Annotated in this window: 23 protein-coding genes; 7 read left to right on the top strand and 16 right to left on the bottom strand. The window is 59.1% G+C overall.

All coding sequences use genetic code 11. The features are described 5' to 3' along the window. Window positions 1-3: 3 nt before the first annotated feature. Together IEX40_RS15240 and IEX40_RS15235 are read right to left on the bottom strand one after the other, a co-directional pair. Complete coding sequence (locus tag IEX40_RS15240; RefSeq protein ID WP_188749802.1) at window positions 4-786, bottom strand: TSUP family transporter; 783 nt, start codon at window positions 784-786, stop codon at window positions 4-6. A 112-nt stretch (window positions 787-898) separates the two neighbouring features. Next, a complete protein-coding gene (locus IEX40_RS15235) occupies window positions 899-1543 on the bottom strand; it encodes a glutathione S-transferase family protein (protein ID WP_188749800.1) in 645 nt (214 codons plus the stop codon). Window positions 1544-1654: 111 nt separating this feature from the next. Here IEX40_RS15235 and IEX40_RS15230 point away from each other — a divergent pair, with 111 nt between their 5' ends. Both IEX40_RS15230 and IEX40_RS15225 read left to right on the top strand, forming a co-directional pair. Then, window positions 1655-2269, top strand: coding sequence for a TetR/AcrR family transcriptional regulator (locus tag IEX40_RS15230; RefSeq protein ID WP_188749798.1), 615 nt, complete (start codon window positions 1655-1657; stop codon window positions 2267-2269). Between the two features lie 189 nt (window positions 2270-2458). After that, on the top strand, window positions 2459-2881 hold the full coding sequence (locus IEX40_RS15225; protein WP_188749796.1) for a MarR family winged helix-turn-helix transcriptional regulator: 423 nt from the start codon (window positions 2459-2461) through the stop codon (window positions 2879-2881). A 53-nt stretch (window positions 2882-2934) separates the two neighbouring features. Here IEX40_RS15225 and IEX40_RS15220 read toward each other — a convergent pair whose 3' ends face one another. From IEX40_RS15220 to IEX40_RS15210, 3 genes are all read right to left on the bottom strand, one after another. Further along, window positions 2935-3288, bottom strand: a complete 354-nt coding sequence (locus IEX40_RS15220) for a hypothetical protein (protein ID WP_188749794.1) — start codon at window positions 3286-3288, stop codon at window positions 2935-2937. A 220-nt stretch (window positions 3289-3508) separates the two neighbouring features. Further along, window positions 3509-4387 (bottom strand): EamA family transporter, encoded by an 879-nt coding sequence (locus IEX40_RS15215; protein ID WP_188749792.1) that lies wholly within the window; start codon window positions 4385-4387, stop codon window positions 3509-3511. Between the two features lie 102 nt (window positions 4388-4489). Continuing rightward, window positions 4490-5392 carry a LysR family transcriptional regulator gene (locus tag IEX40_RS15210; RefSeq protein ID WP_188749790.1) on the bottom strand — a complete coding sequence of 301 codons (903 nt, stop codon included), beginning with the start codon at window positions 5390-5392 and terminating at the stop codon, window positions 4490-4492. Between the two features lie 113 nt (window positions 5393-5505). Here IEX40_RS15210 and trpB point away from each other — a divergent pair, with 113 nt between their 5' ends. Together trpB and trpA are read left to right on the top strand one after the other, a co-directional pair. Then, the gene (gene trpB, locus IEX40_RS15205; RefSeq protein WP_188749788.1) at window positions 5506-6729 is read left to right on the top strand and encodes a tryptophan synthase subunit beta; all 1224 of its coding nucleotides are present in this window, start codon (window positions 5506-5508) and stop codon (window positions 6727-6729) included. A gap of 11 nt (window positions 6730-6740) precedes the next feature. Then, complete coding sequence (gene trpA, locus IEX40_RS15200; RefSeq protein ID WP_188749786.1) at window positions 6741-7562, top strand: tryptophan synthase subunit alpha; 822 nt, start codon at window positions 6741-6743, stop codon at window positions 7560-7562. A gap of 24 nt (window positions 7563-7586) precedes the next feature. Here the strand turns inward: trpA and IEX40_RS15195 are convergent, their stop codons facing one another. Continuing rightward, the gene (locus IEX40_RS15195; RefSeq protein WP_188749784.1) at window positions 7587-8429 is read right to left on the bottom strand and encodes an ATP adenylyltransferase family protein; all 843 of its coding nucleotides are present in this window, start codon (window positions 8427-8429) and stop codon (window positions 7587-7589) included. A gap of 161 nt (window positions 8430-8590) precedes the next feature. On the opposite strand from IEX40_RS15195, the gene IEX40_RS15190 reads away from it, so the two are divergent. Both IEX40_RS15190 and IEX40_RS15185 read left to right on the top strand, forming a co-directional pair. After that, entirely contained in the window at window positions 8591-9004 is a 414-nt protein-coding gene (locus IEX40_RS15190; protein WP_188749782.1) for a universal stress protein, read from the top strand. A 426-nt stretch (window positions 9005-9430) separates the two neighbouring features. Further along, complete coding sequence (locus IEX40_RS15185) at window positions 9431-10345, top strand: pirin family protein (RefSeq protein WP_188749781.1); 915 nt, start codon at window positions 9431-9433, stop codon at window positions 10343-10345. Here IEX40_RS15185 and IEX40_RS15180 read toward each other — a convergent pair. The 6 genes from IEX40_RS15180 to IEX40_RS15155 form a co-directional block, all read right to left on the bottom strand. Then, entirely contained in the window at window positions 10334-10879 is a 546-nt protein-coding gene (locus tag IEX40_RS15180) for a gamma-glutamylcyclotransferase family protein (RefSeq protein ID WP_229680782.1), read from the bottom strand. The genes IEX40_RS15185 and IEX40_RS15180 overlap by 12 nt on opposite strands. 86 nt (window positions 10880-10965) lie before the next feature. After that, the gene (locus tag IEX40_RS15175) at window positions 10966-12972 is read right to left on the bottom strand and encodes a hypothetical protein (protein ID WP_188749779.1); all 2007 of its coding nucleotides are present in this window, start codon (window positions 12970-12972) and stop codon (window positions 10966-10968) included. A 16-nt stretch (window positions 12973-12988) separates the two neighbouring features. Then, window positions 12989-15244 (bottom strand): di-heme-cytochrome C peroxidase, encoded by a 2256-nt coding sequence (locus IEX40_RS15170; RefSeq protein WP_188749777.1) that lies wholly within the window; start codon window positions 15242-15244, stop codon window positions 12989-12991. A 36-nt stretch (window positions 15245-15280) separates the two neighbouring features. Then, window positions 15281-16867 carry a di-heme-cytochrome C peroxidase gene (locus tag IEX40_RS15165; RefSeq protein ID WP_229680781.1) on the bottom strand — a complete coding sequence of 529 codons (1587 nt, stop codon included), beginning with the start codon at window positions 16865-16867 and terminating at the stop codon, window positions 15281-15283. A gap of 391 nt (window positions 16868-17258) precedes the next feature. Further along, entirely contained in the window at window positions 17259-18749 is a 1491-nt protein-coding gene (locus IEX40_RS15160; protein ID WP_188749773.1) for an alkaline phosphatase D family protein, read from the bottom strand. A 42-nt stretch (window positions 18750-18791) separates the two neighbouring features. Further along, entirely contained in the window at window positions 18792-19217 is a 426-nt protein-coding gene (locus tag IEX40_RS15155; RefSeq protein WP_188749771.1) for a hypothetical protein, read from the bottom strand. Window positions 19218-19360: 143 nt separating this feature from the next. Between IEX40_RS15155 and IEX40_RS15150 the strand changes: the two genes are divergently transcribed. Continuing rightward, window positions 19361-21535 (top strand): esterase-like activity of phytase family protein, encoded by a 2175-nt coding sequence (locus IEX40_RS15150; RefSeq protein ID WP_188749769.1) that lies wholly within the window; start codon window positions 19361-19363, stop codon window positions 21533-21535. A gap of 83 nt (window positions 21536-21618) precedes the next feature. Here IEX40_RS15150 and IEX40_RS15145 read toward each other — a convergent pair whose 3' ends face one another. The 4 genes from IEX40_RS15145 to IEX40_RS15130 all read right to left on the bottom strand — a co-directional run bounded on the left by IEX40_RS15145 (window position 21619) and on the right by IEX40_RS15130 (window position 23749). Beyond that, window positions 21619-22239, bottom strand: coding sequence for a LysE family translocator (locus tag IEX40_RS15145; protein WP_188749767.1), 621 nt, complete (start codon window positions 22237-22239; stop codon window positions 21619-21621). 40 nt (window positions 22240-22279) lie between these two features. Beyond that, window positions 22280-22693, bottom strand: coding sequence for a VOC family protein (locus tag IEX40_RS15140; protein ID WP_188749765.1), 414 nt, complete (start codon window positions 22691-22693; stop codon window positions 22280-22282). A 103-nt stretch (window positions 22694-22796) separates the two neighbouring features. Next, complete coding sequence (locus IEX40_RS15135) at window positions 22797-23318, bottom strand: DUF411 domain-containing protein (RefSeq protein WP_188749762.1); 522 nt, start codon at window positions 23316-23318, stop codon at window positions 22797-22799. A gap of 53 nt (window positions 23319-23371) precedes the next feature. After that, window positions 23372-23749 carry a hypothetical protein gene (locus IEX40_RS15130; protein WP_188749760.1) on the bottom strand — a complete coding sequence of 126 codons (378 nt, stop codon included), beginning with the start codon at window positions 23747-23749 and terminating at the stop codon, window positions 23372-23374. Window positions 23750-23775 lie beyond the last annotated feature (26 nt).

Here is a 23775-nt window from a genome sequence, read left to right as displayed (position 1 = left end):
AGTTCAGCTGGCAAACAGGGTCGAAAACTGCCGCGCGATACCCAGCACGCTGACAACGATCAATACCCCGCCCAACACCCTGAAAAACAACGGTGTCTCCTTGCTGACCACATAACGGTGGAAACACTCTCCGATCAGATGGCCGACGAAGGCACAGGGCAGCAACCAGAGCTGATGGATCAGTTGCAGATCTACGCCGGCGATGATGAACGAAGTCATCTTTATCGCCACCAGGATGAACCAGAGCACGAATAGCGTATCGCGCAACTGTTGTTTGGCAACGTGGTTGGCGTAGACCGCGACGATCAATGGCGCGCCGATAAGCGAGGTGCCGCTGACGTAGCCGCCCATGGCGAGAAACAGATTATCGACCCAGGGTTTATTGCTGCGGAAAGGTCTATTCAGCACATAGCCAACAGCGTAGGCAATGACGATCACGAAGATGATACTGCTCATGATCTCGCCCGGCAGCGTCAGCAAGCCGAGTACGCCGACCAGTTTCGGCACGATCATGATCTTCATTGAATGGAGGAGGTAATGCCAGTCGATACTGCCCTCGCCCGACTGTCCCCGCTGCGCACGATAGCCACGCCAGGCTATCCACGACGAGAAAATCAGCAGATGAATAGAGATAACCGGCAGGAATACCAGCGGTTCGTTGAGGATCAGAAGCAGAAACGGCAGCGAGAGTACTGCACCGCCAAAGCCCAGACCCGAGCGCACAAAGCCGCTCCAGATAAAGGACAGGCCTATTAGCGCGTATTGCCACCACAAAAGTTCCGTCATCTTCCCATCTCGCCGGACACAAAAACGCCCAGCTTATCAGGTCTCGATGATGGCCAGAACGCGGCGGCGTTAAACTTTGCCGCCGCATTCTGAAACCGACTTCAAATACTGTTCAACGGCGCGATCGAAGCACCTTGACGCCCGACGGCCTTGCTCGCATCCTCTGCAAATACTGATCGAGCGTTCCAGAGACCGGTATCAGGTCCGCTCCCATCGGCAAGCCGCTGAGATAATCGAGCATCGGCGTCAGCAGAGCGTCGGCCAGGGTGTAGCGATCGCCCGCGATGAACTGGCGATTCCCCAACAGCAGCTCTACCCGTGCCAGCGCCCTATAGGCTTCAGGCAAGGCCTGTTCTACCGCATCCATGCGCACAGTGCCGTTTTCTCCCTTGGGAAAGGCAAACTCCAGCAACAGCTTGCGCACCAGCGCCTGATCGATATACAGCCCGATCTCGGCAGCAGTCTGGTCGACCTGGATCCGCCCCCAAAGGTCGTCAGGCTGCAGTGCGGGCCCGTCGAACGCGGCATCGATATAACGGCAGATCACCGCAGTCTCAAAGATCACCCGATCACCGTGGATCAGTGCCGGCACCTTGCCATAGGGGTGCAGCTTGAGATGTTCATCACTCTTGAAATCAATACTCTGTCCATTCGGCTCAAAGCCGATGGCATAGTCGACACCCTTCTCCTCGCAGCAGAGCATGACGCTTCGCACGAAGCTGCTGAAACCCGGCCCCAGAATATGCAGAGTTGCCATAGCTGATCTCCCTTTCCGATTCAGTTTGTCCGCAGTATCCTTACAGCTTTCACAATATGTTCAAGAACATATTTTGTAGCCGAATGCACCCACAGCGGGAGGATGAACACCATGAGCTGGAGCCCGGATCACAAGGAGCGCAGTCGCCAGCGTATCCTGATGACCGCCGCGCGCCTGTTTGCCCAGCAGGGGTTCGATCAGGTCAGTATCGATCAGGTGATGAGCGCAGCGGGCATGACCCGCGGCGCCTTTTATGCGCACTTCACATCCAAGAGCGAACTGTACGGCGAAGCGATCCTGACGGCAGCACGCAATGCCCGTGACACACGGCTGGGCCCCAATGCAGAAACTGACCAGCATCTGGAGCGAGTGGTCAATGCGTACCTCAGTGGCGAGCATGTCAGTGGCGACGGCCTGCACTGCCCGCTGGCGTTTCTGGTCAGCGATATTGCCCAGCGTGATGAACAGGTGAGGGATATATGGACCAGGGTGTTCCGCGGACTGGTCGATGTTGTTCGCCAGGAGCAGGACGACTCAGGCTATGCTCGTGCCTTACAGCACGTGGTGATGATGATCGGCGGCGTCGCCATCGCCCGCGCCCTCAACGATGAGGCGCTGATCCGGACGCTGCTCGAGAGTTGTCGAACAGCGATTCTCGACGCCAGTATTGACACCACCAAAGCCGGAACAATCGGGATATGTCGCACTCCATCGGCATCTGCCTAGCGGTACTCGCACCAGATCGAGGAGTTAATCGGGTTAGCTGCCACATTCTGCATTTAGCAGTTGAGCGGCAAGCCGAATACCGCCATCGCCGCTTCCTTGAACGCTTCCGAGTGCGTCGGGTGCGGATGGCAGACTGAAGGAGACGCATGGCCCGATTGACTAATATGCATATGCATGCATACTGGAGCCATGTTAACGGAACTCGATGAAATCTGCCTGGCCCACTGCCTCCGTAGTGCGGACAGAGTGGTCAGCCAACTCTACAACGAATCGCTGGCACCGCTGGGGCTGCGGATCACGCAGTTTTCCCTGTTACGGGCTCTGCATCTGCTGGGCAGTTGCAATGCCTCACGCTTGGGAGAGGTGTTGGTGCTGGAACAAGCTTCCGTTTCCCGGGGACTGCAACCGTTGATCCGTGACGGTTATGTGCAGGCGGCAGAGGGCGAGGACAAGCGCGAACGGGTGCTGCGACTGACGCGGGAAGGCGAGGCGCTCTATCAGCAGGCGTTGGAGCCCTGGCAGCACGCCCAAGCGCAATTCAGGCAGCATCTTGGCGAACACAAGAGTGAACAGCTGGTTGCCTTCAGTCGTTGTATCGCGGCGATGAAATAGGCTGCCGAAAGCGCCTGTAGCGTGCTGGTTTCTTAGCGCCTGTACACGATCTATTACATATTACCGACCTTAAAAATGCGGCGAAGATTATCCAGGGCAACATCCCGCGAGGCGTCTCTCGGCGCTGAAAACGGGGTGGATGTGGATCTCATCCGCTCGCTTCTGATGCGCGGATCGAACATGGCGGCGATGTTTTCCTCCGCCACATCCCGCGCGGCTTCACGCCGAACCGGGGTGGTGACTGCAGGCAGCTCCATTGTCGACAGACTCGGGTTGTGTATCCGGTTGATATTTTCCATCGCCACACCGCCATCTGCCATGGCCGTTTGGGTCATAAATAGCGCGGCCAACGCAAACAGAAGGGCAATGAAAGGGCTGCCGGAATAGTTTCTCACAGAAGCTTTCATGATGGACACCTAAATAATGCATATGCATGTATATGGTTGAGAAGAGCGCCCGCTAAAGCGCAGGTTCGGTGAGCCTGGATCTCCATATCCTCCCGCCGATAGCTTGAACATAGTTGCATATGCATTTAACGTCAAACCAGCACCCCGCCAGCGATTAACCTCCGACCGGGAACCCGTGCTCGCTTATGCGCATTGGATGAGGTCGGCCCCAAATGCGGCCTCAGGCGACAATCACGCAGATGGCGCCGAGCACAATAAAGGCGAGGCCCCACAGGTCGCGCGTACCCAGTTTCTCGCGGAACCAGCGGGCTGAAATCGCCAGTGTGAACAGCACCTCCACCTGACCGAGGGTCTTGACCATCGCGACCGTCTCCAGGCTCATGGCGGTAAACCAGCCGATAGAGCCCAAACAGCTGAACAGGCTGGTCAGCATCACCGCCTTGGGCCGTTGCCAAAGCGCCGCAATGGTCGGGCGGTCACGGATCGCCAGCCAGGCGAGTAACACCAGCGTCTGGGTCGATATCACCCAGAGCAGCACCCAGGCGGCGCTGTGCGGGAAACTCAGTTCCAGCATCAGGGCCGCCTCGCGCACCCAGAGCGTGGTCAGCGCGAAACACAGCCCGCTGCCCAATCCGGTTACCACGGTTTTCAGCGGTAGCTCGCGAACGGCATGGGTATTGCTCATCAACCATACCGCCAGCGCACCGATCAGTACGCCGATCCAGGCCAGCAGCGTTAACGGGGCACTGAAGAAAAACGCCCCAAGCACAGCAGCGATGACCGCTTCACTCTTGGCCAGCCCCACCCCGATAGCATAGTTGCGCAGCCGAAACAGCATCACCATCAGCGCGGTGGCAAAGATCTGCGACACCGACGCCGCCAGAATGGTCAGCACGAACGGCGTATTGAAGCTCGGCACCGCCACCGGCTTGAACCAGTAGAGCAGCACCAGATAGATCGCGGCCAAGGGACTGGCCCAAAGGAAGCGGGCGAGCGTCACACCGGCGGTGTTCACCTCTTTGCTCAACCGGTTCTGGAACGCATTGCGCCAGGACTGCATGAACGCGGCAAAGATCGTAAACGGTATCCAAAGGCCCATCGTTATCCATCCATCGGTTGTGCCCCCCCCCTAACAGCCCAGGGGCCTGCGCTTTCTTGGGGCGGGGGGCGCCATTGTACGACCCAGCGCGCCGGGTACCAACTAGCGATAGCTTCTTTGCGTATCGCCCGACAGTTCCTGCTGCAACCATTCGATCAGCCGGTGGATCAGTGGCCGATTTTCGCCTGCCGGTAGCCACAGCCCGACGCGTGCCGGCGTCTCGATAAACCCCCAGGGAGCCACCAGACGCCCGGCACGCAGATCCTCCTCCACCAGATAGGCCGGCGCTATCGCTACACCGAGTCCCACCAGTGCCGCTTCCAGCATGTAGTTCAGGTGCTCAAACGCCTGGTCACGCCTGATCCGCGTAACCTCCAACCCCTTAGCCGCAAACCAGAGCGGCCAGGCCTGGGCGCGCGACTGGGTATGCAGCAGCGGCAAGGCGTACAAGGATTCGGGATCCTCCGCACTCAGTCCCTGCAGCAGTTCAGGCTTCATCACCGGCCCCATCAGCTCCGGTGCCAGATCGATCACCTGGGCATCGCCGGGCCAGGGCGGCTCGGCGAAACGCAATGCCACGTCCACCCCGGGCCCCAGCGGCCATTGCGCCTCCTCACTGGCGGTCAAATGCAGCTTCAGCTCCGGACACTGCCGCTGCAGCTTGTCCAGCCGGGGTATGAACCAACGCGCAAGAAAGCTGCCAGAACAACTGAGCACGATGGGAGCGTCGGCGGCACGGCGCTTCAACTGATCGCAGGCCTGAGCGAGTTGTTCGAACGCCTGTGAGGTAGAGGCACGTAACTGATCCCCTTCGGCGGTCAGCACCAGACCTCGCCCTTCGCGCTTGAACAACGTTACGCCCAGCTGCTCCTCAAGCTGGCGAAGCTGTCTGCTTACCGCGCCATGTGTGACATGCAGATTCTGTGCAGCACGGGTTACACTTAACTCCCGCGCCGTTTCATTAAACGCACGCAATGCATTTAACGAGGGTAATGTGTCACTCATGGGATATCAAACCTGTCAGCTTTTCTCACAGATTAACGTAAAATAATCGATTTTCACACGCCTTAATCTCAACTAACCTAGAACCCATAAAGTTACCGCTATGGAGCCTTGCCATGAGCACCCAGACCCAAAAAACACCCGAGATCGGCCCGGACCTGAACGGTTTCTTCGGCACCTTCGGCGGACGCTTTGTCGCCGAGACCCTGATGCCGCTGATTCTCGACCTGCAGGCCGAATATGAGAAGGCGAAGCACGACCCCAGCTTCTACGCCGAGCTGGAGGCACTGCAGAAGGATTACGTCGGTCGCGAGAGCCCGCTCTACTTCGCCGAGCGCCTGACCGAACATCTGGGCGGCGCCAAGATCTACTTCAAGCGCGAAGACCTGAACCATACCGGCGCGCACAAGATCAACAACTGCCTGGGCCAGATCCTGCTCGCCAAGCGCATGGGCAAAAAGCGGATCATCGCCGAGACCGGCGCCGGCATGCACGGCGTGGCCACCGCCACTGTAGCCGCCCGCTTCGGTCTGGAGTGTGTGGTCTACATGGGTACCACCGATATCGACCGCCAGCAGCCCAACGTGCAGCGCATGAAGCTACTCGGTGCCAAGGTTATTCCGGTTGTCAGCGGCACCGGCACGCTGAAAGATGCGATGAACGAAGCGCTGCGCGACTGGGTCACCAACGTGGAGTCCACCTTCTACATTATCGGTACCGTGGCCGGTCCCCACCCCTACCCAGAGATGGTGCGTGACTTCCAGTGCGTGATCGGTAATGAGGTACGCGAACAGCTGCAGCGGAAAGAGGGACGCCTGCCGGACTCTCTGGTCGCCTGTATCGGCGGCGGTTCAAACGCCATGGGCCTGTTCCACCCGTTCATCAAGGATGCCTCCGTGCGCCTGATCGGCGTTGAAGCCGCCGGTCACGGCATCGACAGCGGCAAGCACGCCGCCAGCCTCAAGGGCGGCACGCCAGGCGTACTGCACGGCAACCGTACATTCCTGCTGCAGTCTGAAGACGGCCAGATCCAGGATGCACACTCCATCTCCGCCGGTCTCGACTACCCCGGCATCGGTCCCGAGCACGCCTGGTTGCACGATATCGGCCGTGGCGAATATGTCGCCATCACCGACGACGAAGCCTTGGATGCGTTCAAACTGACCTGCCGCCTGGAGGGTATCATCCCGGCGCTGGAATCGTCCCACGCCATTGCCTACGCCATGCAACTGGCCCCGACCCTGCCCAAAGATCACATTATGGTGATCAACCTGAGCGGTCGCGGCGACAAGGATATGGCCACTGTAACCGCATACCTGGCCGATGAGCTGGCAGACTGAGGAGTTAAAAGATGAGTGCTAACCAGACCCGTATCGAGCGCCGCTTCGCCGAGCTGAAAGCGGCCAACCGTGCCGGACTCGTCACCTTTATCAGTGCCGGCGACCCGGATTACGACACCGGCCTGAACACCCTGCTGGCGCTGTCGGAAGCGGGTGCCGACGTGATCGAACTGGGCATGCCGTTCACCGATCCGATGGCGGACGGCCCATCGATCCAGAAATCCTCCCTGCGTGCATTGACCGCCGGGCAGGATATGCAGAAAACCCTGGCCATGGTGCGCGCCCTGCGCGAGCGCGACAACGACACCCCGCTGGTGCTTATGGGCTACTACAACCCGATCTACTGCATGGGTGTGGACAGGTTCCTGAAGCAAGCCTCGGAAGCGGGTGTCGACGGTCTGATCGTGGTCGACCTGCCGCCGGAGCATGACGACGAGCTCTGCCTGCCGGCACGCGAATACAACATCAATTTTATTCGCCTGGCGACGCCGACCACCGACGCCAAGCGCCTGCCGCTGGTGCTGCAGAACACCTCCGGCTTCCTCTACTACGTCTCCAGCACGGGCGTCACCGGCGCCGCCGCGCCGACACCGGAAAAGGTAGAAGCGGAGGTCAATGCGATCCGCGCACACACCGATATCCCGATCGGTGTCGGTTTCGGTATCCGCACTCCGGAACAGGCGGAGCGTATCGCTCAGTTCGCTGACGCGGTGGTGGTGGGGTCTGCATTGACCGACTGCATCGAGAACGCGGCGACACCTACCGAAGGCACCAAAGCAGTGGCGGAGTTAACCCGCTCCTTGGCGGCCGCGGTGCGCAAGGCACGCCAGTAAGCCATAGAAACCCGCAGGCGCTTGTCAGCTGATCGAGACAAGCGCCTGCATGATCCCGCCCTCACGCAGTTGCGTTAGCTGCTCCTCATCCCGCACCAGAATCGCCCCGCAAAACGCCAGCGCGTTGAACGAGATCCCCTGCCACATCTCCGCCGTTCTTGGCACCATCAGCATCCAATCCGGCGTCAGCAGTAGGTTGTAGGGCGAGTCACGCCCCAATGCCAGTGCCTCACGTAAGACCCTGTAGTATTCGAGCAATCGATTGCCCGCCATGGACAGATCATCGAAGAGCCCCGCAGGCAGCTGCAAAACGGCGTGATTAAAGGCCAACCCCTCGTAGCGCTGAGGCTTATCACCCCGAATAGACCGCAACTGTTGCGAAAATGGCGTTTCGGCAAAGGGCTGCATCGGCAATGGCACCAGTTGCAGGTGTTTATGCGGCTGACTGGCCCCGGCGGTCTCGCCGCCGTTATAAAACGCCAAGCCCGGCAGTTGCGCCATCACCTCAGCCAGGGCAGCAAAATCACGTCGGTTGATCAAGTCGGACTGGGCTTCGAATTCGCGAGTCACGATCAACAGGTGCTGCTTCACCACATTGAACTTGTTCAGCAGGCAGCGGTGGTAGTCGCCAACATCTCCGACATACAGCGCCTCTTCATAGGGTAGAAAGGGGTTGGTATTATGGCTGCCCGCCCGCTCTAGCCGCGCCCTCGCCTCATCCTTGCGCTTGAGGTTATCCAGCACGCGGACCAGATACTTAAGCCCGCCCTGCTCCAAGACCTGAGCTTCGGTCGGGATTGACTGCAAAGCACCACAGGCGATGGCGGCCCGCGCGATACTGTCCACGTGATCTTTAAAATTTGACACCCGCCACCTCTTAAATACCCTTAACTAGCCAACCCTGGTGCAGCCGGAGCTTAGCCGGAATTTACGACTCCCTCCTTGGCAACGACATAATATGACTAAAATAAAATGAACAGAGCGGATACTGATATCCCGCTATAACTAAGCAGAACAGGGACAATACCATGTATTCAGACATTATGGTTCCGGTCAGCCTGCCCCACATTGACCAACTGGATAAGGCATTGAAAGTGGCAGCGGATCTTGCCCGACATTATGGCGCCAGGGTCCATTACGTTAGCGTATCCGCCTCCGCACCCAGTGAGGTAGCCCATACGCCGAACGAGTTTGCCGAAAAGGTTCAGCGCTTTGCCGCCGAACAGGGTGCCGCCCACAACATCGAAGTACAGGCACACCCGCTAATCTCTCACGATCCAGCTGCCGATCTGGATCTCGTATTGGAGCATGCAGAGGAAAAGTTGGGCGTGGACCTGGTGGTGATGGCGTCGCACTTGCCCGGCTTTTCCGATCATCTATTCGGCTCCCACGGCAGCCACGTAGCCTCGCACTCGAAGTTGTCGGTGTTCATCGTCAGGTAAATACGAGGCCCCGGGAGAAGCAGCGCTGAGAAACCAGTCAGGTATTCTTCAGTAGCCCGCGTGCAACTGAAAGGAGAAGCCGGTGTATCAGGTAGATCAACCTGGCCTTTCCGACCAAGACCCGATGCTGCCCGGCTGAAATGTCCCTTGGCGTTTCCTGCGCCAGCGTCTTGGGGGATCTTGTCCCCTCGCCACGCCCCTGCGTCATCGCCGTATTGACCAATGGCGGAACCACCTCGTACAGGGGCGACAGAGGATCCCTCCAACTGATAACGCAATGCCAGAGTAAAGCTGCTCAGTGCCGCCTTGGTCGCGCGATAAACCGGCGCACTCCGCTTGGGCGCCAGTGCCGCTTGGCGCCGACCGCTATACTATTCTGTAGCTAACCGACCGTTATACCTATACAACTCGACCCGGGGAGGCAGCATGAGCAATCTTACTTACCAGTGCGAACTGGAGTGCGACACGCTGCAGACAGGAGGAGCCGTGGAGCTGATCTTAGAGCCAAGAGAGAAAGATCTAGGCGGATTTTCTGTACGCCGTGTACTACCCACAAGGCAACGCAAGATGGTTGGTCCGTGGATCTTTTTCGATCATATGGGACCGGCGCAGTTTGACGCTGGGGACGGCGTCAATGTTCGCCCCCATCCTCATATCGGAATCGCCACCGTGACCTATCTGTTTGACGGCGAGATGTTGCACCGCGATTGCTTGGGCAACTATCAGCCGATCCGACCCGGCGATATCAATTTGATGGTTGCCGGCAAAGGTATTACGCACTCCGAACGCGAGCGCGAGGAGATTCGCAATACTGTTCACAGCCAGCACGGCTTACAGCTATGGCTGGCGCTACCCGAGGCTCAGGAGGAGATCGAGCCCGCGTTCTACCACTATCCAAGCAGTGCTATACCGACGGTGGAGGTGGCAGGGTTTCCGGTACGGGTGATGATGGGCAGTGCTTACGGTGTCACCTCGCCGGTGAAGGTATTCTCCGAAACGCTCTATCTGGAGGCGGATCTGAAAGCTGGGCAGCGCCTGGAACTGCCCGCAGCAGAGGAGCGCGCCATCTATGTAGCGAAAGGCGGATTGAAGACAGACGGGTCCCAGATTCCCGAACATGCGATGGCCTGCTTCTCCGATGTTCCCGGGGTTGTAGTCGAGGCCACACACGATACCCGCCTGGCCCTGGTCGGTGGCGAGTCGTTCAGCAAGCGTTATATCGAGTGGAATTTCGTGTCCAGCCGCAAGGAACGGATCGAACAGGCCAAGGAGGATTGGCGCAACGGCCGCTTCCCGAAAGTAGTCGGTGATGAGGTAGAGTTTATCCCGCTACCGGATTAGACCGTCCGCTTGTAGTCCGACCGTATAGCCATGGATCGCCCGCTCCAAGGCGTCTCGTTCCCTGTCAGGGTCCTCTACGCTTTCGATCAGTCGTATTCTGTCGACGTATGGCGCGGGCAATGCCACTTCATGGGCCCCGACCAGCACGTGGTTCAAGTACCAGGTGAAGGGTTTCATCTGCGGATCGGTCATCATCGCCCAGTAGGTATTGGCTTCTATCAGCTCACCTGCCGGACCGACCACAACCACCTGCTTCTCGCCGTAGCCAACACCTAGCCCCTCGGCCCGATCCAGAGCCGGTTTTTCAAGCGGGTCTATGTGGTAAAGAACACCGATCACCTGATGTTCCCGGTTACCGGTGTAGAAGGCATCGCACTTGCCGGAGCCATCACCGCCGCATTTATGAAAACGCAGGTCGTGAGACTCCAAACGGTAGCGTCCCAACCGCTTGGCGCTGGGTACGCGGTTGCGCAGCCGTGCGATCGACATGTTGGATCCGTAGGCGAAGTAGTGCATCTCTATCTCCTGAGCCACTATCTGCTCTCAGCGGCTCACTGGCTATGATAGCGCCTGCATTCGAAGTCTGAATGAGCGCTTTTCATATATCGGAGGCTAGCCTCTTACACCGCGATCACCTCGATCCGTTCCTGCTGACCGTGCTCCCCGACCGGCTCGCGCTCCAACGCCCCGAGTGCCATCAGGATATTCTGTCGCCCCAGTTCGCGATAGGCATCCAGATGGCGCTCATCGAAGAACTGGTTAATCAAGCCATCATTGGGGAAACGGGTATCCAGCTTGGAAAAGCAGATCACCTGCGCCGAGGACGCCTTGGTCAGCACCGATTTAACGAACAGCAAACGCCCGGTTTTGCCGGATGCATAGCGGATCTGCCCCAGTGCATAGCACCCCTCATGCAGGCCGCTCTCATCCGACGCCAGCAGTTTGGTGTCGAGTTCTATATCGCACCCGAAATCGGCGTGGGCGCGCTGCAACAACAGGCCAAGATCACTCAGCGCTATCTGCGGATCAGCGCCGGCATCGCTGGAGATGATCAAAGGACACTCGCGGCGCAGCAATTCGTAGACACCGAGATTCTCGAAATGGCCACCGTCCGACAGATGGAGGCTGGAAGCGGTTTCGCTAAGTCCCTTGCCAAACAGCTCCCGGAAGATCAGCCAGAACGGCATGCGGGTAAACTGCTCTCCGGCACGGCGCGGATGCTGCACCCAGAAGCCAAGGCGGAAATTGATCAGCGTGAGCAATACGCTCAGTGCACGGTTTGCAGTTTGCGCGGTACCCGGGTCCACTGCAGCACCGCTGGTGGTAATCGCCTCGCCCAGACTGAGGCGTCCGGACTGGAACTGCGACGTGCGGGCAAAGCCGGTGACAGGATTACCACTGAACAGCGGGCTCAGGGTAAAACTGTCGCCCAGTCGCGAACGCGCCAGGGCCCGTTTGGAGTTGACCGTCGACAGCGTGGTGTTGATCAGTGGCAGTGGCGCCCCCTTGTCTGGGCCGATCTCGGCCAGCGGCATATCGTCCGCTTCGCGCTTTCCGTGCACTGGCTCAGCGGTATAGAAAAAGGCTTGCGCCAGTTGAGCCAGATAGTAGCCGTGCATCGAGGTGCGGTTAACGCTCGCCAAGGTCGCCAGCAGCACGGAAATACCCAAGATGGACCAGAACAGCGGATGATCGACCAGCATCAGGTGGAACACCAGATGGTAGGCAAGGGCCGCCAATCCATAGAGCACGAGGGTTAGGCCGAACAGCGCCAGTCTCGGCTTCATGCGGGCATTGGCCATCGCCCAAGCGCCGGTAATGAACGGCAGCGCATAGTCAAGGTGTTTACCCAGCCCCGCCCATGACTCGGAGGCGGCCAGCGCCAGCAAGGCATCGTCAAGCTGGGCGACCATCGGCAGGCTGCCCAGCAGCCCCAGGGTGATCGCCGTGCCGAGTGAACGGCCCATGAACCTGCGCGGCGCAAAGCTGCGCTTCAAATCGCCATGGGTACCCGCACGCCACAGGGCCATGGTCGGAATCGTCAAGAGATAGAGCGCGAAGCAGCCGATGGAGGCGAACATCATCAGCAGGTAGCCGCTGTGGCCGTGAATCACCTCACCGCCCGGTAGATGCCAGTGTTGCGGCCAGAGAAAACGGCTATGGGGCAGCCCCATCAGCCAAAACCCGGCCAGCAGGATCGGCAGCAGCACCATCAGACTGAACAGTGAGGACGCCAGAATACCGCCAGCCAGCGTCGCGGCGCTGACCCCCTTGCCCGCCACCAGATAGGCTGCGTTGGCACGCAACCAGTTGAGCACCGGCGCACTGAACAGCTCGGCCGCACCCTGCCCCTTGTGCTTGAGCCACTGATAGCAGCCAGCCATATAGCCGCCACCGGATACCGATGACAGGTAATCCACCCGATTGAGCCAGCCGCTCTCCGACAGGCCCTGAAGAATACCGAGCTGGAAACAGGCCGAGCGTATACCGCCACCGGAGAAGGCCAGACCGGTGATCGGCTGATCCGGGTCGATGCTGGCGGCCTTCCGACGCTGCGCGATCCAGACCGCTTCCTCCGCTTGCACGTCGGCGAAATCCTGGCGGTAGTTCGGATTGCTGTCATGCATAACCTTCGCTCCTCATTCAGCCCTGCCCGCCCAGGCAGGCGGGCGCTCCCGGATACTGGTAGCCCGGCGGGTTGTCACGGTGGATTTTGAGATACTCCAACAGCGCAAAACGCTCGTCGTTACTTAGCTCCGGGCCGATAACCCCTTTGGCCAAGGGATTGGCAGCCGGATCGTTCCGGTACGCCTGCCACTGTTTCGGCGTCGCCTCGAAACTGTGGCCGGTGTTGTGGTTACCGGTCAAAGCGGTGTTGAACCAGAATCCGTCGAACTCACCACCGGGCGGCTGGCCGGTGGTGTAACCGAGATGAACCGGGTCGTAATCACGCGGGCCGACAAAGAAGCTCGTATCGCGCTTGGCCGCAGGCAGCAGCATCTGGTGGATACTCGGCACCGAACCGTTGTGCAGGAACGGCGGCGTCGCCCAGACACCGGCCAGCGGGCGCGGTTTATAGCCGATGATCTGCTGCGGCAGATCAAGAGCACCGAACCCTTCCAGACAGGCCTGCTGCGCCTCGGTCAGGTTGTTGTCGCGGTAGTAACGCTGTTTCAACAGCAGGTCGATCAGGTTCAGGCCAAGCCCTTCGGTGATATTGGCCGGATCGATCGAGGCCAGCAACTTGGTAAAGGCTTGCTGGGCGTAATCCATGTCGTACCAGAGCGCATTGACCTGACACTGGGTGTCGCAGCTCAGCTGGGGGTAGGCCTCATACGTGGCCGACAGTTCCACATCTGGCTGCAGATCGAAATAGTTGAGCGCCTGCTTGATGCTGGGCACTGGGGAGGGTTCGAAGCCCTGCTCCGCCAGGGTATCCGGCGCCGGGAACTGATCCGCCAGGGCGCTGAAGGCGACACGAGCCTCCTCGCTCAAGCTCTGATCGATCGCCAGCTCCTGCAGGCGCATCAGCATGTCACGGGCCAACCTCTTCTGTAGCAGTGGATCGATCAGCTCCTTGACCTGGGTCTGGTCGATACCGGTTGCGGACAGGTCGTAGGTGCGCGACAGGAAGCTCTGCGCCTCGGTGGGATCGGTACCGATATGGTCAATCCCGATCACCTCGATCAGCCAATGGTCCCCGGGACCTGCCTTGAGCGGAGCCTCCGCCAATTGACGGGCACGGCTCGACCTATGTGGTCCATGGCACTCTACACAGTGGCTCTGAAACAGTTGCTCCCCCTTGGCAGCCTTGACCGTATCGATGGCGCCGAAGATATCCTCCGGCCAGATCGGCGGCGGCAGCTGCTGCAGGGCGCGCTCGATCCGCTCCAGCCCCGGAATATTCACCGAGGTGCGGAAGCGCTGATCGGCCGGCAATGGCGCACCCTCGGTGCTGACCAACTGGATATCGGCCCCTACCCCCAGCGCCTCGCCCACGTTACGCGCCAGCGGCTGGGCCACCGAGCCGTTGTACTGCACCCAGTTGAACTTCCAGATGTTCCACAGATAGGGGTAGCTCACGGGTGCCGAAGATTTTTGCAGATTGGCATCGGTCAGGTGCTCACCGAACACGGTGTTGGCAATACGGCCCAAGGCGTCGGTACGGCCGAACCCTTCGCGGGTCGGGTAGAGATGAGCCAGGGGGTTGTTCTGCTGGATACTGAGAAACGCCTCCAGCGTATCGCCCAGCTGCCGGTGCAACTTTACCTTGCTGCCGCCGTCGGTCAGTACCCGGTTGGCAAAGCGGTTGAACTTGAGCGGGTTGGCCCAGGTTTCCGCCAGCGCGCTGATCAGCGTGGGGCCGAAGCTGCCACGAGCGAGATCGGTAAACGCGTGCATCGCCTGACCGCCATCGATGCGCAAACCGTAACGCTTCCCCTCCTTGTTGTAGTGCAGCTCGCCGGTATGGCAGGCGGCACAACTGATATCAAGCAGCGCTTCGCCCAAAGATGCAGAGTAGCGCTTGGTAAAGCCGACCGGCAGTTCATCCGGGTGGCTGGGATCGCTCAGGAACTTGAAGCGGAGCAGGAACCGGGGGTCGGCAAAGCGCCCCTCCGACAGCGGCTGCTCAAGGTTGAGAAACCAGCTGTAACGCAACGCCGCATCTCCCGCGCCCTGCGGCAGCACGGCGCCCTGAGGGGTATGGTAATAGGTCTCGCGGGCTGAGGTTTTCCAGCCGCTATTCAGATAGCGGTATTCATCCACCGGTTCGAATCTTGGCATCCGCGCCTCTGAGGAGTGGACGAAGTAGGCAAACACCCCTATGGCGGCCATTACCAGCAGTACGATCAATATCAGCAGCCGCCAGATCAAGCGCGACGCGATTCCCTTGCTCATTTTGGTTCCTCTGCTTGGCAAGTTGTCGTTGTAGTGTTAAAGCGTTTTCAGATACTCAATCAGTGCACGTTTATCGGTGTCGGAAAGCCCCGTGCCGTATAGATGGCCAGCGTTACCATTCCCCGGCTCGGTGGTGTCGAACTGGCTGACCTGTGCTGCGTCGAGCACCTGCTTACCCAGCCCCACCGCGCGCGGATCGTACTCGACCCTGCCCACGGCAAAACGACTTGGACGCTCGGTGGAGAGCAGCGCTGCCAGCGAGGGTACCGAACCGTTGTGCAGGTAAGGCGCGCTGGCCCAGATACCGGAGAGCGGCCGCGCCTTGTAGGCGTAGGGACGCTCGTCCAGCGGTGCGCTGTACACCTTGTGGAAGCTGTGAAGACCGGCTTTGATCGACTGCCAGGGCTGCTGCAACAGTGCGCCAAGCGTCGCGTGCAGCACCAGCTCGATGCTGTAAGCCTCCTCCCCCAGCCTGTTACCGGCGACATAGAGCAGCTTCTTGCCCTCAAACGCGCCGCTCTTGGCCTTGGCATTGACGAAGTTGTCAGCCATGGTGCGGTCGGTACCGACCTTGTCCACGGACACCAGCGTCGCCTTCAACTCACGCTTGGCCTTGCTCTGATCGGAGATCATATGGCAGGACAGGCACTGGGTCTGATAGATGGCGCTGCCCTGCTCCGCTAAGGCTCGATCTATTACGCCCAGTTGCTGTTCCGGCCAAGCCGGGGCTTTCAGGTGGTACCAAAGATCCTGGATCGTCCCCAGGTTCTCCAGCTCGACGCCGGAATCGTAGCCAATGCCATCGCTGTGAATGTTCAGATCGCCGAACACCGCCAGTGCCGTGGTCGCGTTCTGCACCAGCGGTCCGGGCCCTGCGTTGGGTGCGGAGCCGTTCCACTGCACCAGATCCAGGTGCGCGGCGTCCCACAACACCGGGTAACTGACCGGAGCATCGGGTTCACGACGGTTTTCGGGAAGTTCAAGGAAATCCGCCGCCACCGCGTTGAAGATCTGGCCAAAGGCATCCAACCGGCCGCGCCCGTAGGCGTAGTGGGTATCGTTGAGTGCGGCCATTTTCTTCAACCGCTCGGTGCGCGTCTGCAGCGACTGCCGGATATCCGGTCCTGCCCCCAGCGCCTGGGCAAAGCGCGTAAACTTGCCGTAATCCCGCAGGGTGGCGTCCAGCGCGGCAATCACCTCTCTCTCGAGCAGCTGGAAATCGACCAGCGACTGTCCGCCATCGATATGCAGACTCTTGCCCCGGTAATAGATCTGCCCCGAGTGACAGGCGGCACAGCCAAGCCCCACCCAGCGCTCGCCCTGATGTGGAGGTGTGCTGGCCAGCCCGATGGGAAGGTTGTATGGATTCGCCGGTGAGCTTCCTGCCAACGCGAAGCCGAAACGGCGCAGGTTATCCGGACGACTGAAAAGCGCCTGACCATCCGCGTCTTCTAACACCAAAAACCAGGAGAGCGGCATGATGCGGGAGCCAAAGCTGGTGTACCAGGCGGTTTCCCGCTGCTGGTCGTTCCAGTTCTGATTTAATAGTTGAAGCCCTGTCGACGTGCTTGAGCTGTTGGTGGCCGGTGGTTCGTCACCGCATCCGGTTAACAGCAGCGACATTGTCAGTAAAAGTGAACCGGTTAGCACCCGTGGTGAAAATCGAAACTCCCTTGTCACCCGCGCTCCTTATTATTCGTATATTAATGGTCGCTAATTTTTATTGGTCTACTTTTAGACGCTAATAATCGACCTGCTCCAGGCAAGGATTCAATAAGAACAGGTGTTTAAGACATAGGTTTTTAACATAGAGTTGGAGAAGAATTACACCATTTTTTAACGATTTAACTGAAACGGAGTGAATGTATACAGTTTTTCGATTAGCCGACTCATGCTACGCGCTGCTGTTTTTTAAACTTGATAAGAAGGTCAACAAAAAGGCGAAAAGTAGGCAAAGCGATAGACGTAAGCGGCCCGGTATAATTAACCCGGACCACTACTGGATAAACAACCTTTACTGCAGGGGGTAACAGGGCGCTTCACCGTTTTCACAGATCCAGTTGATCCAGAGTTTACGATCCGTTCCTTCCTGCAGGGTGGCGAAGTTGCGGGTACGCAGGTATTTGTCTGCACCATGCGGCCGTAACATATCGATGGCGATCTGTTCATCCTCGCTCGGGTACTCGGTATCGTCGTTGGTCACCGCGCTGATACCGATCCACTGGATACGGCTCGGTGCCGGATGCACGATCCCCGAGGAGACCACTTGGTGGATCAGGGTCTGGTGCTGCCGATCTCTGATCACCCCCAGACAGCCGATATGAACGTCGCCGGACAGGATCAGCGTGCGTCCTGCCTGGCGTTTTCGGGCATTGGCCAGCAGGCGCATAATCAGTCGCGCCCGCTCACCTTCATGGGTCTTGGCTCGCCAATGGTCCTTGAGGTCGTCGGTCAGCTCCTCCATCTTCGAGGTCATATCGAAATAGGCCTCAACCTGTGAGAAGTCGCGATATACAACTGGTACCGCCGAGAGCACCAGCAGGTCGCCATTGCTGTCGCGCTGATCAAGCCAGGCCAGCAAGTCCTCCCACTGCTGACGACTCATCACCTGCTTGATCGCGCGTTCGGCGCGGTTGTCGAGCGCCAGAATATGGTAGCGCCGAAAACGGAAACCGAACGCATGATGGCCCCTTTCCGGCGCCAGCAATGATCGATTCTGAGGCGCATTACGCAGTTGGTAGAGTCTGAAAAAGCGTGCCGCGCCGTCGTAGATCGCGTGAAACACTGGGCAGTTCTGCAGATCCTCCGGGTAACTGCCCCAGCCATCGAAGATGTCGTGGTCGTCCCACATCATCACCGACGGAATACTGGCCATCATCCGGGCCACCGCGTCCTGCCGCCAGCGCTCCACATAGAGATTGGCGTAAAACTCGGAGATCTGACTGCGCATCAGGTCATCGGGTTCGGTCGCCATACGGGTCTCAAGATCCTGCTCGTGCCAATCGGCCAGCGTCTTCACCCGTGACCAGATCGAGTCCGCATAGACCTGGTCACCGCCCATCATCAGTAGCGAAAACGGTTCCTGGTCATGAGCCTTGGCCATCTCATGCCACATACGGTAGGGCGAACTGGTCGAGGTGCGTAGCGCCTCATCGGAGAAGCCGTTACAGGAGGCATAAGCGAGCTTGGGTTTCTCCTCGCGCCCCGGTTGATAGAAGGTCCAGTGTTGATGGCCGAATGGGTCAGACAGCGCTGTGTCGTCCACTAGCAGTTGATAGGCGATGAACTCACCCTGCTCAGGAGTATCCAGAGACTTTTCGGCCCGCCAGAAGCGCCCGGCCTCGTTATCCTCCACCATCATCGCCGTGACCGTCTCCGTTCGACCGGAGTCAGGCCTCAGTCTCAGAACGACCTGTTCCACATTGGATGAGGTGACCAGGCAGACGGTATACAAAGTATCGGACTCCAGCCCCAACAGCGGGCCCAGAATCAGTTGTGCCGACATCGATTAAACTCCTTTTTCAATAGATCCGCGTCCTTCTCGCACTCACTCGCCCGACAGGATATCGGACAGCGTACGGCCAACTTGTGCAAAGCGATCCGGGTCTTGGGCTTTCAGCGTACTCAACCACGCTGTCACCCGCTGCTCAAACTGAGCCGACTCCACGGTCTTCACTTTCTCGATCTGCTGCTGCAAGGATTCCAGCTTTTTCATCGCCTGCAGAGCCGCAACCTTACCGCTCTTATCGAGCGTATCTCTTTCCGCAAGACCGAGAACCAGCTCGGTCAGCCAGCCGATCTGTTTACCGTAGGAGGCGACATTTTCAAACACCTCCTGTTCAATTTTGCCGTTGCCTGCCTCCGGTTTTATCGTGCCGAACAACCAATGGGTTTCGGGCGCAATGCGCTGTATCGAATCGCCACTGAGCGGGAAATAGAGCTTGGGTGAGAACCACCAGTTCCACGGGTACATTGGACACTCCCTTGCTTGAACTAAACTAGCGTTTTATTTTTGGCCAACAGGTTAGAGGTTAGTCCAACTTCAGTCACCAGTCCGTCATCGTTCCTGTTTAGGGTATTGCGTTTGCCCATCCCACGACATGGAGTTCACCTCAGATGATCAGACACAACCTCTGCCACACCCTGCTGGCGATAGCGATCGCCGGCGTCGCGAGCAGTAGCCTCGCTGCAAGCTTCGACCGGATAGCAACCTTTGCTACCGCCGACAACCTGCCCATCGGCGGCGATATGAAGCATGAAACCTCTGCCGAGATCATCACCGCCTCTGGTGACGGCAATACCCTGATCTACTCCGACAGCCCCCGCGGTGGTGTCGGTTTTATCGACATCCGGGATAGCTACGATCCAAAAGCAGGCGGTTTTATCGCCCTGAATGGAGAGCCGACCTCCGTCTCGGCTTATAACAACCTGGTCGTTGCAGGCGTCAATACGTCGGAGAGCTACGTCGCCCCGTCAGGTTACCTTGCTGCCATCGACCTGGACAGCCGCCAGGTCATGAGCCGCTGCGATCTGGGAGGGCAGCCGGACTCGGTCGCCATCTCCAGGGATGGGCAGTTTGTTGCCGTGGCGGTCGAAAACGAGCGGGATGAAGAGCTCAATGACGGCTTACTGCCCCAAGCACCCGCGGGTTACCTGAGTATTCTGCCGATCGTCAACGGACAGGTGCAGTGCGACAAGCTGCGCCGTGTCGATGTCTCCGGACTGGCCAGGATCGCGCCGGAAGATCCGGAGCCTGAGTTTGTCGCGTTCAACGACAACAACGAGCTCGCACTGACGCTGCAGGAGAATAACCACCTGGTGATCGTCGATGCCGAAAGCGGCAGGATCATCAACCACTTCTCCGCCGGCACGGTGGATCTGGACGGTATCGACACCGAGAAGGATGGCGCCCTGCTCTTCACCGGTAGCCAGAACGGCGTCCTGCGCGAGCCGGATGCGGTCAAATGGCTGGACAATGAGCGTTTCGTCATCGCCAACGAGGGCGACTACAGGGGTGGCGCGCGCGGCTTCACCATCTTCCACAAGGATGGCCGCGTACTGTTCGAATCCGGCGCCACTTTCGAGCACCAGGTGGCCATGGCCGGCCACTATCCCGACAAGCGCTCTGGCAAGAAAGGGGCCGAACCAGAAGGACTGGAGGTTGCCCGCTTCAATGGCGAGACCTATATCTTCCTGCTCTCCGAGCGCGGCTCGGTGATCGGTGTCTATCGCGATACCGGAGCCGCACCTCAGTTCGTGCAGCTGCTGCCCTCCGGCATCGCGCCTGAGTCGGCGGTGGCCATCCCGGCACGCAACCTGCTGGTCAGCGCCAACGAAAAGGATCTGGTCGAGGATGGCGGAGTCCGCGCGCACGTAAATCTCTACCGTTTGGACGACGAAGCACCGCTTTATCCTCAGATCGTCTCTTCCGTCGATAGCGAAGGTCGACCGCTGGGCTGGGGCGCACTGTCCGGCCTCACTGCCGACCCACAGAAACCGGCGCTGCTCTACGCGGTCAACGACAGCTTCTACAACTCCCAGCCGCGTATCTTCACCATCGATGCCTCGGTCCAGCCTGCCCGTATTATCAGCGCTATCAACGTAACCCGCGACGGCAAAGCGGCCAAGGCGCTGGACCTGGAGGGGATTGCGTCCGATGGCAAGGGTGGATTCTGGCTGGCCTCCGAGGGCCGTACCGACAAGGAGATCCCGCACGCGATCTACCATGTCGACGCCAATGGCGAAATCGACCGCACGTTACCGTTCCCGGCGGAGCTGCTGAACAACGAAACCCGCTTCGGTGCGGAGGGCGTTGCCCTGATCGGCGACGAGCTCTGGATCGCCATTCAGCGCGAGTGGAAGGACGATCCTAAACACAGCGTCAAGCTGGTCTGCTACAACCTGAAGCAGGATAAGTGGGGGGCGGTGCGCTACCCGATCGAAACGCCTGAACAGGGCTGGGTGGGCCTGTCCGAGATCAGTGCCTATGGTGACGCTGTCTACATCATCGAGCGCGATAACCAGATCGGCGAGAACGCCCGCATCAAGCGACTGTACAAGGTCGCCAAGAGCGAGCTGAAGCCGGCGCCACTGGGCAGCAAGCTACCGGTGGTGCACAAACAGCAGGTGCGGGACTTCATCCCCGACCTGAAAGCGGACAATGGCTACGTGGTCGACAAGATCGAAGGCTTCACTATCGACAACCGTGGTATCGGCTACGCCGTCACCGACAACGATGGCGTCGACGACAGCTCCGGCGAGACCTACTTCTTCTCCACCGGGAAGATGTAAGCCTAAGGATTCTGTACAACGAAAAGGGTTGGTACAAATTAAAAGGGTCGGCACGTCCGACCCTTTTTATGTGCGGCAATGCTTCAACGCTGGGACGCCAGCAACCCACCACCAGCACCGGCCAACAACAGGGCACAACTACGGTTAAAGATCCGCTGTCCACGAGGCCTGCTAAACCATTGCTTCAGGTAGAGCCCGGCCGCTCCGTAAAGCGCGATCGCAACCCACTCCAGCAGCAGGAACAGCGCGCCCACTATGGCAAACTGCACCGCCATATCCCCGGCGGGATCGACGAACTGTGGCAGAAACGCGGTGAATATCAGGATCGCCTTCGGATTACCCGACGCCAGCAGGAACTCCTGCCGCGCCATGCCCAGCAGGCTCTTGCGCTTGGCATCCAACGCCACCTCCTCCGGTGTAACACCGGCAATCCAGAGCTTGTAGGCCATCCAGAACAGGTAGAGCGCACCGACCACCTTGATCAGGGTAAAGATCAATTCCGAGGTGTGCAGCACCACCGCCAGCCCCGAAGCCGCCAGCACGATCATCAGGGCAAAGGCGATGAGGCGTCCCGCCCCGGCAAGCACCGCGTTGCGCAGACCATAGCGCTGGGCATTGCTCATCGCCAGCAGGTTATTGGGCCCGGGTGACAGGTTCAGCGCGAAACAGGCCGGGATGAAGATCAGTAACAGATGCAGTGACATGACAGGTTGATCCGAGGCAGAAACGAGAGTGACTGAGCGACTAATTTTTAGCCAAGGCCGATCTTAATTCAACCGTATTGCCATCCGGATCCTGAATATACACCGATGGGCCGAACCCCTCGGCGCCATAACGTACCTCGAACGCACTCATCTCCACGCCCGCCTGCGCCAGCGCATCGTGCAGTTGCTGCTCGCTGATTGGCGCCAAACGCAGGCATAGATGATCCAGGTTGTTCTCGGTCCGGCTCGGCGGCCCTCCACCCATTCGGCCGAGTTCACTGTCAACGCGAACGATATCGATCAGGGCGTCGCCGGCACGCAGCTGCACCAAGCCGGTGTCAGGGCCGGTATCCCGCTCCAGCGTGCAGCCAAGCACGTCGATATAGAACGCGAGCATCGCCTCGAGCTGCGCGGTGCGCAGCACGATATGGTCTATGCCTTCAATCTTCAGCATCGTGTCACCACCTCCTTGGTCGAGCCGCCAGTTCAATCAGTATAACGACTGGCGGGTGACAATTGCGATTGGAGCCCGCCTCATAAAGGAGCGGGCTTGAGGCTCAGTACTGCTGATCCTGCTCGTCGATCTTTTCATACAGTTGGAAGCTGCCATCCTTGTTCAGCAGTACCACCGGATAGGCCTGGAAGCGGTCACCCATCTCCATACCTGGGCTGCCGGCCGGCATGCCCGGTACCGCCAGTCCAAGCGCGCCTTCAGGCGGCGCGGTGAGGAAACGCTTCACCAGCTTGGCAGGCACGTGGCCTTCAAACACATACCCCTCTTTCGAGACCGAGGTATGGCAGGAGCGCATGTTGGCCGGGATGCCGTATTCGTCCTTAACCCCATTGAGGTTATCGGGGTGGTGGATCGAGGACGCGAAGCCATGGGTCTGAGCATGCTCCACCCAGCTGGTGCAACAGCCACAGGTCGGGCTTTTGTACACGTCCAACTCAATATTTTGGCTTTGTGCATCGGCAACAGGAGACTTGGTATCGGTGGCCGAACTCTCCGAGCAGGCCGACAGAAACAGTGTTGCGCAGAGCAGAGCGGTGCCGGAATAGTGACGAGCGCTAAGAGTCATGATGATCTCTCCAAAAATGAACGAACCGATAGATACAAAAAGGATGGCGTCGATCAGCGAATTTTCGGAGGAGTATAAGGGCGTGACAGGGCAGCACTCATCGGCATATTGATACGGCTGTCGGGTCGAACTGAGAGCGGCGCGACGTCGAGCGATAACTGCATAGGCGGGCATGCTGAAGCAAGCGAGCACTGCCCCGCCCCGCAAGGGTGTTCCAGTTCATCGTCACAGCAATCGGACAGACTTACATCCAGGACCTGGTCGCACTCGGCCAGCTGCCCGCAATGTACGCCCGTATGCAGATCGGTCATGAATTCGGATGCCGACATCAGCGATGATGCCTGTAGCGTCAGCGACTGGCTCAGCAGCATCAATACCAGCAGCAGAGTCATGCCAACCTTACGGCAATAGTGTCTGATCAGATTGCTCAAACCTACTCTCCGAACCACGCTGAACC

Origin of the sequence: Marinobacterium zhoushanense (assembly GCF_014641945.1) — a bacterium.
Classification (GTDB): Bacteria; Pseudomonadota; Gammaproteobacteria; order Pseudomonadales; family Balneatricaceae; genus Marinobacterium_D; species Marinobacterium_D zhoushanense.
Note: the sequence above shows the minus strand (reverse complement) of the source record. Positions and strands in the feature narration are given on the sequence as shown.

What these genes read in the sequence shown, in the direction of transcription:
- IEX40_RS15240 (WP_188749802.1), bottom strand. Translation starts at nt 786, where the DNA reads ATGACGGAACTTTTGTGGTGGCAATACGCGCTAATAGGCCTGTCCTTT.
- IEX40_RS15235 (WP_188749800.1), bottom strand. Translation starts at nt 1,543, where the DNA reads ATGGCAACTCTGCATATTCTGGGGCCGGGTTTCAGCAGCTTCGTGCGA.
- IEX40_RS15230 (WP_188749798.1), top strand. Translation starts at nt 1,655, where the DNA reads ATGAGCTGGAGCCCGGATCACAAGGAGCGCAGTCGCCAGCGTATCCTG.
- IEX40_RS15225 (WP_188749796.1), top strand. Translation starts at nt 2,459, where the DNA reads ATGTTAACGGAACTCGATGAAATCTGCCTGGCCCACTGCCTCCGTAGT.
- IEX40_RS15220 (WP_188749794.1), bottom strand. Translation starts at nt 3,288, where the DNA reads ATGAAAGCTTCTGTGAGAAACTATTCCGGCAGCCCTTTCATTGCCCTT.
- IEX40_RS15215 (WP_188749792.1), bottom strand. Translation starts at nt 4,387, where the DNA reads ATGGGCCTTTGGATACCGTTTACGATCTTTGCCGCGTTCATGCAGTCC.
- IEX40_RS15210 (WP_188749790.1), bottom strand. Translation starts at nt 5,392, where the DNA reads ATGAGTGACACATTACCCTCGTTAAATGCATTGCGTGCGTTTAATGAA.
- trpB (WP_188749788.1), top strand. Translation starts at nt 5,506, where the DNA reads ATGAGCACCCAGACCCAAAAAACACCCGAGATCGGCCCGGACCTGAAC.
- trpA (WP_188749786.1), top strand. Translation starts at nt 6,741, where the DNA reads ATGAGTGCTAACCAGACCCGTATCGAGCGCCGCTTCGCCGAGCTGAAA.
- IEX40_RS15190 (WP_188749782.1), top strand. Translation starts at nt 8,591, where the DNA reads ATGTATTCAGACATTATGGTTCCGGTCAGCCTGCCCCACATTGACCAA.
- IEX40_RS15185 (WP_188749781.1), top strand. Translation starts at nt 9,431, where the DNA reads ATGAGCAATCTTACTTACCAGTGCGAACTGGAGTGCGACACGCTGCAG.
- IEX40_RS15175 (WP_188749779.1), bottom strand. Translation starts at nt 12,972, where the DNA reads ATGCATGACAGCAATCCGAACTACCGCCAGGATTTCGCCGACGTGCAA.
- IEX40_RS15170 (WP_188749777.1), bottom strand. Translation starts at nt 15,244, where the DNA reads ATGAGCAAGGGAATCGCGTCGCGCTTGATCTGGCGGCTGCTGATATTG.
- IEX40_RS15165 (WP_229680781.1), bottom strand. Translation starts at nt 16,867, where the DNA reads ATGTCGCTGCTGTTAACCGGATGCGGTGACGAACCACCGGCCACCAAC.
- IEX40_RS15160 (WP_188749773.1), bottom strand. Translation starts at nt 18,749, where the DNA reads ATGTCGGCACAACTGATTCTGGGCCCGCTGTTGGGGCTGGAGTCCGAT.
- IEX40_RS15155 (WP_188749771.1), bottom strand. Translation starts at nt 19,217, where the DNA reads ATGTACCCGTGGAACTGGTGGTTCTCACCCAAGCTCTATTTCCCGCTC.
- IEX40_RS15150 (WP_188749769.1), top strand. Translation starts at nt 19,361, where the DNA reads ATGATCAGACACAACCTCTGCCACACCCTGCTGGCGATAGCGATCGCC.
- IEX40_RS15145 (WP_188749767.1), bottom strand. Translation starts at nt 22,239, where the DNA reads ATGTCACTGCATCTGTTACTGATCTTCATCCCGGCCTGTTTCGCGCTG.
- IEX40_RS15140 (WP_188749765.1), bottom strand. Translation starts at nt 22,693, where the DNA reads ATGCTGAAGATTGAAGGCATAGACCATATCGTGCTGCGCACCGCGCAG.
- IEX40_RS15135 (WP_188749762.1), bottom strand. Translation starts at nt 23,318, where the DNA reads ATGACTCTTAGCGCTCGTCACTATTCCGGCACCGCTCTGCTCTGCGCA.